Here is a 10,781-nt window from a genome sequence, read left to right as displayed (position 1 = left end):
CACTGGACCCGCCAGCAGGCAATCGACTACCTCGCTGAGACGACCGGGCAATCGCCAGAGGCCATGGCCCAGGAAGTGGACCGCTATGCCGTCTGGCCCGGACAGGCGGCGGCCTATTGGGTGGGCGCGCAACGCATACTGGATCTGCGCGAACGGTCCCAACGCGTGCTCGGCCCCGATTTCGATCTGGCAGAATTCCACGCCGTTGTTCTTGGCGGCGGACCGCGCCCCCTCTCCCTGCTCGAACGAGATGTGGAGCGCTGGTACATTTCGAAAGTCGACCTGTCGAACTAGGCTTTTTGCCACAAACTATCCGGGCTTCGCCTTATTGACGCCATGCGTGGCTTACCATTCTGTCACCTCAAGGACGCAATGAGGAGGGACATCATGCGCATGCGAGGAATGGTTCTGGCCGGAGTGGCCGCCGCCGCAATACTGACAGCTTGTGAAACGAGTGAGACCGGTCAGGCAGGCGACGCGGAGTTGCAAACGGTAACTGTCACGGGCAGCCAGCAGGACTCATCCGCGCCGCCCCCACCGCCCCCTGCTCCGCCACCGCCGCAAATGGTGATGGAATCCCGGGCCATGCTCGGCAAAGCAATGGCCGCACCAGTGATCCTGGCGCCCGCACCCGAATTCCGGGACCAGTATGAGGATGTCGAGCAGAACCCGGTCAAGCTGGTCAGCGAAGAACCGGTCTCGACCTTCTCGATTGATGTCGACACGGCCTCCTATGCCAATGTGCGGCGCTTTCTGGAAGACGGCATCCTGCCGCCCAAGGATGCCGTGCGCATCGAGGAGCTGATCAATTATTTCGACTATACCTATCCCCAGCCCGCCGAAGGCGAGGCCCCCTTCTCGACCCAGGTGAATGTGATGCCGTCGCCCTTTGCCGAGGGACGCGAGCTGATGCAGATCGGCATTCAGGGCCGGGACATTGACCGCGATGCCCGCCCGCCCATCAATCTCACCCTGTTGATGGACGTGTCGGGATCCATGTTCTCCGACGACAAGCTGCCGCTGGCCAAGCAGGCCATCAAGCTGATGCTGGAGGAGATGGAGCCAACCGACACGATCGCCATCGTCGTCTATGCGGGCGCCGCCGGGGAAATCCTGGAGCCGACACCGGTCAGCGAGAAGCGCAAGATTGTTGCGGCGCTGGAAGAATTGAAAGCCGGTGGCTCTACCGCGGGCGGTGAAGGCCTGCGCCTTGCCTATTCGCTGGCCGAACAGGGCCTGAAGGAAGATGCCGTCAATCGCGTCATGCTGCTGACCGATGGAGACTTCAATGTCGGCATTTCCGACCCGGAACAGTTGGAGGATTTCGTCTCCCGCAAGCGCGAGACCGGCATTTACCTGTCCGTGCTCGGCTTCGGGCGCGGCAATTACAATGATGCGATGATGCAGAAGATCGCCCAGACCGGAAACGGCACGGCGGCCTATGTCGATACGCTGAGCGAAGCGCGCAAGATTCTGGCCGATGACCTGTCGGGCAATATCTTTCCGATTGCGGATGATGTGAAGATCCAGGTGGAGTTCAATCCGGCGCGCGTCGCCGAGTATCGCCTGATCGGCTACGAGACCCGTATGCTGGACCGGGAAGACTTCAACAATGACAAGGTCGATGCCGGCGATATTGGCGCGGGCACGAGTGTCACCGCGATCTATGAGATCACGCCGGTTGGCTCAGACGCCGCTCAGATCGATCCGCTGCGCTATGGTGACACGGATACGTCGGCCAGCGATCCGTCCGGGGAATATGCGTTTGTGAAACTGCGCTACAAGGCCCCCGGCGCGGAGGACTCCATCCTGCTGGAGCGTCCTGTCACCCTTTCCGACCGTGCGGCCAGCACAGCCGCCGCGCCGCAATGGGCGCGCTTTGCCACGGCAGTGGCAGGCTATGGCGAGATGCTGAAAGGGGGAGAGGCCCTCGGCACCGGTTTCGGCTGGGAGGAAATCCGAAATCTGGCGAATGGTGCCAAGGGCCCGGATGAATTCGGCTATCGCGCGGAATTCGTGCAACTGACCCGGCTGGCAGAAACGGCCGAAGCACAGGCCGCCCTGAACAGGCCGGGTCAGGAAATCGAATAGATCAGGCCGCGATGGGTGCGGCGTCGGCCCGGCTGCGATCCGTTACGCAGACCGGGCTGAAGCCGGCCTCGATATCGTTCACGATCAGGCGGCGCGTGCGCGCATCGAATTCCGTGGCGAGGAAGACCGCCCGCGCGCCGTAGCGTTCGGCATCGGCGAGTGCCCAGATTGGCTGGACGTCGTTTGGCTTGCCCGACAATTCAATCGTGCGGATGATGCGCCATCCATATGTGTCCGGAGCGGCAAACAATGCCACGCCTGCCGTGCGCGCCCAAGGCGCATCCAATGGAACGCGTTTGAAATCCCAGGCTTTGCCTGACCGTCCCCGAAATCTTACGTCGATACCCATGTTCATGCTCCGTTCTGATGAGCATGTTCCTATAATGTTCCAGAACGTTCCGCAAGAATTTTTTAGTTAACAGCGTGTTAACGCATTCGATCGAATTTCACTCAATGACGCGGAAACGGCTGCGGTCGAAAACGCGCAGGACTTGCGCCAGTTCGCGGCCCCGGCGCAGCACCTGACCGGCCTGTCCGTAGACCACATACTGGCCCTGCATGTTTGCGAGATGGGGTTGTTTCTCGATCCGCCAGGTGGGGTTTTCGGCGTGTCGCCTGAAAATGGCAAAGATCGCGACGTCCTTGTGCATGCCAATGGCATAGTCCCTTGCCTTGCCGGCCATGACCAATCGGCCATAGACGTCGAGAATCGGTTGGAGTTCGGTCTTGTGAAAAGCGATTCGCGGTTCCGGGGGCGTTATCCGGTGCGTGTTTTCAGCCATTTTTCCCTTTCTGGTTTCTCCTGAGACGCGAAAAGGTGGCTGGTAAGCTCGCCTAACCGCGATTTAATGCAAAACGGGGGTAATTGGGGCAGTTTTGCCATGTTTACGCCTTGCGTCCGCCCCCGACGACAATCATCTTCTAATTGTCGGACGGAGGTGTTCAGCAGACACCCCGGACCCATCAGCCCCCCCAGCCCCCTGGGGCGTTTGTTCAGCTTCTGTCCGACAACTTACCCTTCCCTGACAATTAACCTACGCCTTCGTGGACCCATTGGGCCGCGAGACCGGCAATACGTCAAGCAATGGCTTGGCAATTCGCCCGAGATTCCGGCCGATGCCCGAGGCAAGGCTGAGACGCCGGTCGATATAGGTATCGAGCTGTTCATCCGACGGCTGGTCGAGCCAATACATGATGATCGGCGGGATCACCGCCGCCAGCAGGCCGCGCTTGGAATAGCGATTGTAATCCTCTGATGTATCGCCCGCCTCGTCCCAGACCATGTCTGCGATGCGCCAGGTCCGCTGGACCGCAGAGGCCGCGCCCCAGGGCAGCAGGCCCCGAACGGCGGCGCGGCGGACCGCTTCCCGGTTCGGCTCCAGCGCAGCAAGCCATGCCAGAACACCCGCCTTTACGCGCGCGGGCGTCTTGAGGGCCGAGATATCCTGATCCGCAAGCGCCTCGCGAGCCGCCTGCCCCGCCCGGTCAAAGAAGGCGTCAATCAAGTCGGGTACGCCATTTGGCGCCGCCAGCGCCTGTTCGCCCTCGCTGAGGCCTGCCTGTTTGGCGGCCCTGGCCGCTGTGGCCTCTGTCCAGCCATCGAACGGCACGTCCGGCAGCATTGCGTCCAGCCAGCGGAACCTAAGGACTTCGGACGGTGTTTGTGTCATAACTGAACCTGATGGCTTTAAGGGCTTGGCCAATCGGCCAGAGCCGTGATATAGGCCCCGCTTCCGAGGTCTGTAGGCCTCAACCGAATTGAATCGGGGCGACGCCCCTAACGAATGGAGAAGAACAATCGTACAGATCGTCGTCCGCGATAACAATGTCGAGCAAGCTCTGCGCGCGCTGAAGAAGAAAATGCAGCGCGAAGGCCTGTTCCGGGAAATGAAGGCCCGTCAGTACTTCGAAAAGCCATCCGAGAAGAAAGCTCGTCAGCGCGCTGAAGCGGTTCGCCGCGCCCGCAAGCTGGCTCGCAAGCGCGCCCAGCGCGAAGGCATCGTATAGACGCCTCTCCGGATTACCGGTTTCCATAAAAGCCCTGCCAGTTCGCGCTGGCGGGGCTTTTTGCTTTCGGAGTTGATTTGGAGCGTGGTCGCGATCAAGATCATCGCCATCGGCAAGCTGACAGTCAGGCACGCACATGACCATCAATGAACAGATTGCTGCGCACTATCGCCACGGCGATTTGCTGCAGGCAATCGAGGACGGCCTGTCGAATCTTGGACTGGGTCCAAACAGGGTCACGGTCGACGATTTGGGACCGGTTGACGAATTTCATATTGGTGGCCGCGTCGCCAGCACGCACTTTCTCGACCAGCTTGATATCAATGCAGGCATGACAGTGCTGGATGTCGGGTGCGGGCTTGGCGGTGGGGCGCGGTTTGCGGCGGCCACTTATGAGGCTCAGGTCACAGGCATTGACCTCACACCGGAATATGTGGAGACGGGTCAGGTGCTGTGCGATTGGGTGGGACTGTCCGACCGGGTGTCTCTGAGGCAAGGCAGCGCATTGTCCATGCCCTTTCCTGATCGCGAATTCCAGCGTGCCTACATGATGCATGTCGGCATGAATATCGACGCCAAGGAGGCCCTGTTTGCCGAGGTTCACCGTGTCTTGGACTCAGGTGCGCGGTTCGGCATTTACGATATCATGCGAACGGGCGAAGGCGACCTGGCCTATCCAGTGCCATGGGCCGGCAGTCGCGACACGAGCTGGCTCACCGGGCCGGAAGGCTACAGGAAAGCGCTTGAGGCAGCCGGGTTTGAGTGTCTGACTGAGAACAACCGGGGTGCTTTCGCACTGGATTTCTTCCGCAAGATCCGGGAAGCCAACGCGACCCGTGGCGGTCCGCCACCGCTCGGGCTTCACACATTGATGCAGCACAGCACAGCCGAGAAGGTAGGAAACATGGAGGCAAATATCGCCGCAGGCCTCATCGCACCTGTCGAAATGATTGCGGTAAAAGGCTAAAGCGCGCTGCGCCGACAGCAACAGAGATTCAAGCAGTCGGGGCTTTTTTGTTTTTGGGGCGACCGCTTTCGGCGTCGGAGGGGATATTATCTATCAACCAGAGGCATCTTCTCGCAAAACAAAACGCCCGCGCTCAGCGACCGACGGATATGGGTCAGTTTCTAACTGTCTAGCAATTTCGAGTTCAAATTCGGTGAGGTTACCTTTCTTGGTGATAAGTCCGTCACCAGCAACCCTGCGGACAGAAGCTGCCGGATCGTTAGCCGCCGCTTCGATTAGCTGAGCCTCAGATAGTGCGTGATCGATTGAGCGGATCGATAGTTTTGGCTCTTTCTCTCGTTCTCCGAGAGATTTGTCAGTCCATCGCCACTGCCACCCCACCAGCCAAACCGCTTGTCGTTGGATGAGCATTCGGTGAGCTAAAGCGCGAACAGCAGGTTGTACTGCCTGCTTTGCCAGTCGAGGTAAGAACTTATCCAATGCGGGACGCCGACTTGCTTGTCGAAGAATTGTGGCAGCGGGACCGCTATCGGCCCTTTCGATTGTATCAGCTAAGCGCGACGCAACGGATTCGCGGTCCGTGATAGTATCCAAGACTTGAAGGTCGCGGTCTTCCAATCGCCCCCATGTGGACCGAACTGGCAACAATACCCAAGCAACGGACACGACAATCTCGGTATCCGATTCGGCCAAAACCTCTTTGACAGCAATTCTAGCGGCCTCTCTTACTTGAGGAACCCAGTCGTTTAATCTGCGCAGCAGAATGGCCAGTAGAAAAGCGGTTGGTGCTCCGGATTTAATTGTTCGAAGCGATCTCTCGCGTCGGAATCCATCGCCACTAAACAGATCAAACCAAGGAAAGACGAAGCGGTGATCCTTTCGTTGTTTCCATAACTGACGTCGACCGAGCTCGTATTGCGCTTTATATATTATCGACCTTATTTCGCTCTCGCATTGGGCGATGTGCTTCAAATTTATTGAGTTGGTCTGTTCTACAAATGAGGCAAGCGCATCATCATCTAGCTTCCCTTTGAGAATTGATGCGGCAACGTTGAACACTGCGTCGTGCAGGGGAGGCGATAACTTGAACTTCGACATGACCTAAAGAGCTATGTAGCACTATGCTGTAGCAGGGAAGACTCGGATGCTTGGGTATTTCCCCTCCTGCCCCAAAGAAGACTAAAGCGTGGACTTCGCCCTAAACCGCCTTCCCTTTCAGGCCGACCATCCGCTTGAGCATGCCGCCCATGTCGCCGATGCCGGCGCCGTGGACGGCGCCTGCGCGGTAGACCTTGGTGGACAGCCACAGGATGAGCAGGGCGAACCCGGCCATCAGGCCCATCTGGGCGAGCACTTCCCAGAGCGGCGGATCATGCGGCATGCGCAGGATCAGCAGGAAGGGCGTGAAGAACGGGATCCATGAGGCGATGTCGACCAATGGCGAGCCGGGGTCCTGAAAGGCGATGAAGATCGCGAACATGGGCAGCATGAGCAGGATCATCATCGGGCTGAGCAGGGTCTGCGCTTCCTGGATCGTATCGCAGAGCGAGCCGAGCGCCATGAAGATCATGCCGTACATGATATAGCCGAGAATGAAGCTGATCAGGCCCGGCACGATGATGGCCGGATTGGCAAGCGTCGCCAGGAATGGCTCGATAATGCTGCCAACACCCGGAATCTGTGTCGCGACCAATGTGCCGCCCGCAAAGGCAAACAGGCCCCAGGACAGCATCATGGTGGAGGTGACCGCGAACACGGCGAGCATCTTGCCCGCCAGCAATTCCGGCAGCTTTACCGAGGTCAGCAGTGTGTCGAAAATCTTGTTCGAGCGCTCCTCGATCGTGCCCATCAACAAGTACTGGATGATCGAGAACACCATAAGCCAGAGGAAATAGGCGAGCCCGCCCGCGACGAACATCGGCGCGCGGTCGGCCATCGTCACTTCGGCGCCGGTGGCATCCTGTTCCTCGATCGTGCGGATACGGCGTGCCGGCACGTCAAAGGCCGCATCATCCACGTTCTGGAGGAAGTCTTCGCCAAGCCCGGCTTCGTTGAGCGCATCGCGGCGGGCAAGGCGCAGCATGGCATCCTGGGCGAGATAGCGCAGCTGGTCGACATTGACGTCGTCGCTCCAGTATTCGAGCTCGCCCCCATCCTCTGCCAGCACAAAGGCCGCAAAGAGCGGCTTGTCGCCGAGCGGACCGGAGACCAGTTTTTCACCGAGCAGATAGGGTCGCAATCCGTCAATGGAATCTGCGGGCGCGGGCACCGGGATGAATTTCCGGCTGGCAATGCTGGCTCCTTCGGCGGCGGCGCGGGCTTCATCCTCGCTCATGACGGGCAGGTCCAGCTGTTCGGCAAGTTCGCTTGTACGTTCCGCATTGGCCATTTCCCGGCGCTGGAACTCGGCTTCGATCGCCTCGGCATAGATGCCACCCGGCTCGATGACGGCATAGTAGCGCACCGGCGAGGATTGCGCCGCAAAACTTGCGAGCGCCGCACCGATGATCATGAAGAGCGGCACAGCCGCCAGGCTCAGCCAGAAGCCCCAGGCCTTTACATAGCCAAGATAGTCCCGGCGAAAGATCAGCAATATGTTGCGCATCAGGCGGCCTCATCTTCTGCAAGCGATGCGGCCAGAGCGGCTGCATCTGCCTCGCCCACCAGCGACACGAACACGTCGCGCAGGCGGGCCTCTTCGGGCGCAAAGCCGGTAATCGGTGCGCCGGCCTCAATTGCGGCGCGCAAGGCGTCCTGCGCCTCCCGGCCCGGCGGCAAATCGATCCGCCAGGTCTCGCCATGTCCGGCATCTGTCGTGCGGACCGCCTCGAACCCTTTCGGGCCGAGTGCGCTCGACAGATCAAACCCGTTCTCGACGGAAATCCGTGCCCCCTGCCCCAGTGTGGCAAAGGCCTCCTTCAGCGTTCCGTCCAGAACCTTGCGCCCCCGCGCCATCATCACGATACGGTCGCAGAGGCGTTCGGCATGTTCCATGACATGGGTGGAGAACAGGATGGTCGCGCCGCGTGCATGCTCGGCACGGACAAGATCTTCAAGGGCTTGCTGGTTGACCGGATCAAGGCCTGAAAAGGGCTCATCCAGGATCAGGAATTTGGGCCGGTGCGCCAGCGTGGACAGGATCTGGACCTTCTGTGCCATGCCCTTGGACAATTTCGAGATGCGCGCGCGGCTGAATTCCTCAAGGCCCGCAGCGCTGAGCAGTTCGTCAGCGCGCGTCCGCGCATCATGCGCTGACAGGCCCTTCAGGCGCGCAAAATGGCTGATCGTGTCGCGCGCGGTCATCTTCTTGTACAGGCCGCGCTCTTCCGGGAGGAAGCCGACCTGCTGAAGCGCGCGGACATTCGGCCGCGCACCGAACAGTTCCACCTCGCCTGAATCCGGCTCCATGATCCCGAGTCCCATGCGCAAGCTGGTCGATTTGCCAGCGCCGTTCGGGCCGAGAAAGCCGATGATCTGGCCGTCCGGCACTTCAAGGGACAGGTTGTCCACGGCGGTAAATGTCCCAAACCGCTTGGTGACAGAGGTCATGATCAGGGGCGATGAGGGCATCGGCATGGCGTCCTTGTAGGCAATCGACGTCAGGTCGTTAGTGTTTGTCGATATGGATTACCCTCAATCGCCCGAAACGCCTTGCCAAGCCCTTAAAGGAGTCGCAGCATCATTCCAGATGAAGACGATGCCTCCCCTTTCAGGACTGGATCGCCTGACAAAAGATGCAGGTGCTGACGGAATCCGGCGCCCGCCTGGTTCCCTTGAGAAATACGCAGAACAGTTGGCCCGGATCGAATCCGCCCTCGCCCGCATGGAAGCGGGGCGCTATGGCCTATGCACAGGATGTGACGCCAGAATCCCGCTGACACGGCTCAAGGCTGATCCGGCCATCGCGACATGCGCCGATTGCAAGGAACCGGAAAACCTGTCGATCTGAGTGTTCTAAAGGACGAGTCCGAACAGTGCGATGAACAGCTGGACGACCAAGGCCAGCACCACCATCAGCACGACAGTGGCCATCCAGCGGCCACCCAAATTCATGACCAGGCCGGAGACAATGCCGAATACGGTCATCAGGCCGAGGGCAATCATCCAGTTCATGCCAATGGCAACGGCGAGCGTTGCATAGCCGACGGTCAGGATGATGAGCAGGCTGCCCCAGATGCTTCCCACCATGAAACCATCCCAAGTCGCCTTCTGGGCGCTGATGTCCATGTCTCCACGATGATATTCACTGGCAGCCATTTAGGGCACTCCCCGTCAAAAACCTTGTGACCTGCGTAATATATCAGGGCGAAGCAGGGTCAAGCGCGTCAAAGCGCTCCAGTTCAGTTTAGTTGCTTGTTCGATTTGGGCCGCTTGGGCGTCATTGCCCGTGGCAAGGGCGCTGCGGGGATACCCTCTTCACGCAGGGCTTCGGATTCTTCGGCAGAGGTTTCGCCCCAGATCGGCCGGTTGTCGGTCTCGCCATAGAACATCGAACGCGCCTCGTCTGCGAAGCTGTCGCCGACATAGTCGAAGTTGCGCGAGACGTGGTCGCGTGCCTTCGCAAGAAATTCCCGCGCCATCGCCGCCTCATCCGGCGCGGCCTTGCGACCGTCGGATGTACGCACAGACGGCGCCATGATCTGTTTGACCACATTCTCGCCGCCGCACATCGCGCAGCTGACAAGGCCCCGGCTGGATTGGTCGTCAAACGCCGAAGACGACGCAAACCATGCCTCGAAGTCATGGTCGCAATCAGAACAAATGAGCGCGTAACGGATCATGGCTGCCCCAGATTATGCGCCGAGCAGGGAATCCAGCTTCCCGGACCTTTCAAGTGCCATCATGTCATCGCAGCCGCCGACATGTTTGTCGCCGATAAAAATCTGCGGGAAGGTGCGACCGCCCCCAGACCGTTCGACCATTTCGGCTTTTTTCTGCGCATCCATTCCGGCGTCGATTTCATTGAAATTGACGTTCTTGGATTTCAGCAGGGAGACGGCGCGCGTGCAGTAAGGACAGAACTGGCGCGTATAGATTGTGACATCAGCCATTGAGGGGCTCCTGAATAGTTTCTTCCGGTTTTATATGGTGACATCCGTTTCCCGCACAACGCGCGCAAGCACCAGCACGTCGACTTGTCGCGCGCCTGCCTGTTTCAGGGCACGCGTGCAGGCCGACAGGGTCGCACCCGTCGTCAGGACATCATCCACCAGCAGGATACGCTTGTCGTGCACATGGGTTGCAGCGCGGTCGGAGACTTTGAATGCCCCCGCCACATTGCGACGGCGAGCCTTCGCGCTGAGCCCACCCTGAGTGGGCGTGCGGCGGCGGCGTTTCAGGACATCGACGCGGCAGGACAGGCCGGCACGGCGGGCAATACCCTGTGCCAGCCAGGCTGACTGGTTGAAGCCTCGACTGACAAGGCGCGTATAGTGCAGCGGCACGGGCACGATCAGATCGGCTTCGGCGACCAGTTGCCCCCCCGCCCGGTGCATCCAGCCGGTCATGACATGCAGCCCGTCCCGGCGGCCTGATCGTTTGAGGTCAAGCACGATGCGGCGACTGGCGGCCTCATAGACGAGCGCCGCGCGGGCCCGGTCCCAACGCGGCGGGCGGGCGATACAGGGTGCACATTGCGCCCCTGGCCCAAGGTCCAGCTCCATTGGCCGGCCACAGCATTCGCAGACAGGATCGGAAAGGAATCCGATGGCGGCGA

At 60.0% G+C, this 10,781-nt stretch carries 14 protein-coding genes; 4 read left to right on the top strand and 10 right to left on the bottom strand.

The window, feature by feature from the left end:
- On the top strand, positions 1-294 hold a 294-nt coding region (locus B4F73_RS03150), incomplete at its 5' end, for a DUF885 family protein (RefSeq protein WP_290482482.1).
- Positions 295-387: 93 nt separating this feature from the next.
- A complete protein-coding gene (locus B4F73_RS03145; RefSeq protein ID WP_290482481.1) occupies positions 388-2,091 on the top strand; it encodes a vWA domain-containing protein in 1,704 nt (567 codons plus the stop codon).
- Between the two features lies 1 nt (position 2,092).
- Here B4F73_RS03145 and B4F73_RS03140 read toward each other — a convergent pair whose 3' ends face one another.
- From B4F73_RS03140 to B4F73_RS03130, 3 genes are all read right to left on the bottom strand, one after another.
- Positions 2,093-2,440 (bottom strand): hypothetical protein, encoded by a 348-nt coding sequence (locus B4F73_RS03140; RefSeq protein WP_206991387.1) that lies wholly within the window; start codon positions 2,438-2,440, stop codon positions 2,093-2,095.
- A gap of 97 nt (positions 2,441-2,537) precedes the next feature.
- Positions 2,538-2,873, bottom strand: a complete 336-nt coding sequence (locus tag B4F73_RS03135) for a DUF2794 domain-containing protein (protein WP_051607849.1) — start codon at positions 2,871-2,873, stop codon at positions 2,538-2,540.
- A gap of 252 nt (positions 2,874-3,125) precedes the next feature.
- On the bottom strand, positions 3,126-3,761 hold the full coding sequence (locus B4F73_RS03130) for a COQ9 family protein (protein WP_051607847.1): 636 nt from the start codon (positions 3,759-3,761) through the stop codon (positions 3,126-3,128).
- 127 nt (positions 3,762-3,888) lie between these two features.
- On the opposite strand from B4F73_RS03130, the gene rpsU reads away from it, so the two are divergent.
- On the top strand, positions 3,889-4,098 hold the full coding sequence (gene rpsU, locus B4F73_RS03125) for a 30S ribosomal protein S21 (RefSeq protein ID WP_156947899.1): 210 nt from the start codon (positions 3,889-3,891) through the stop codon (positions 4,096-4,098).
- Positions 4,099-4,234: 136 nt separating this feature from the next.
- Positions 4,235-5,065, top strand: a complete 831-nt coding sequence (locus tag B4F73_RS03120) for a class I SAM-dependent methyltransferase (RefSeq protein ID WP_290482480.1) — start codon at positions 4,235-4,237, stop codon at positions 5,063-5,065.
- A 93-nt stretch (positions 5,066-5,158) separates the two neighbouring features.
- On the opposite strand, the gene B4F73_RS03115 is transcribed toward B4F73_RS03120, so the two are convergent.
- The 7 genes from B4F73_RS03115 to B4F73_RS03085 all read right to left on the bottom strand — a co-directional run.
- Positions 5,159-6,163, bottom strand: a complete 1,005-nt coding sequence (locus B4F73_RS03115) for a hypothetical protein (protein WP_290479998.1) — start codon at positions 6,161-6,163, stop codon at positions 5,159-5,161.
- A gap of 100 nt (positions 6,164-6,263) precedes the next feature.
- Positions 6,264-7,670: an ABC transporter permease gene (locus B4F73_RS03110; RefSeq protein ID WP_206991392.1), complete on the bottom strand. Its 1,407-nt coding sequence runs from the start codon at positions 7,668-7,670 to the stop codon at positions 6,264-6,266.
- Positions 7,670-8,635, bottom strand: coding sequence for an ABC transporter ATP-binding protein (locus tag B4F73_RS03105; protein ID WP_206993276.1), 966 nt, complete (start codon positions 8,633-8,635; stop codon positions 7,670-7,672). Before B4F73_RS03105 ends, B4F73_RS03110 begins: the two co-directional genes overlap by 1 nt.
- Positions 8,636-9,019: 384 nt before the next feature.
- Positions 9,020-9,322: an aa3-type cytochrome c oxidase subunit IV gene (locus B4F73_RS03100; protein WP_034815077.1), complete on the bottom strand. Its 303-nt coding sequence runs from the start codon at positions 9,320-9,322 to the stop codon at positions 9,020-9,022.
- A gap of 83 nt (positions 9,323-9,405) precedes the next feature.
- Positions 9,406-9,846: a DUF1178 family protein gene (locus tag B4F73_RS03095; RefSeq protein ID WP_034815074.1), complete on the bottom strand. Its 441-nt coding sequence runs from the start codon at positions 9,844-9,846 to the stop codon at positions 9,406-9,408.
- Positions 9,847-9,858: 12 nt separating this feature from the next.
- On the bottom strand, positions 9,859-10,116 hold the full coding sequence (gene grxC, locus B4F73_RS03090; RefSeq protein WP_206991395.1) for a glutaredoxin 3: 258 nt from the start codon (positions 10,114-10,116) through the stop codon (positions 9,859-9,861).
- Between the two features lie 30 nt (positions 10,117-10,146).
- Positions 10,147-10,781: ComF family protein (locus B4F73_RS03085; RefSeq protein ID WP_290482479.1), on the bottom strand; the 635-nt coding region annotated here is incomplete at its 5' end.

The organism is Hyphomonas sp. UBA3601 (assembly GCF_002375605.1).
In the GTDB taxonomy this organism is placed as follows: domain Bacteria; phylum Pseudomonadota; class Alphaproteobacteria; order Caulobacterales; family Hyphomonadaceae; genus Hyphomonas.
The sequence above is the reverse complement of the archived record's forward strand: the minus strand, read 5'-3'. Positions and strand labels throughout refer to the sequence as shown.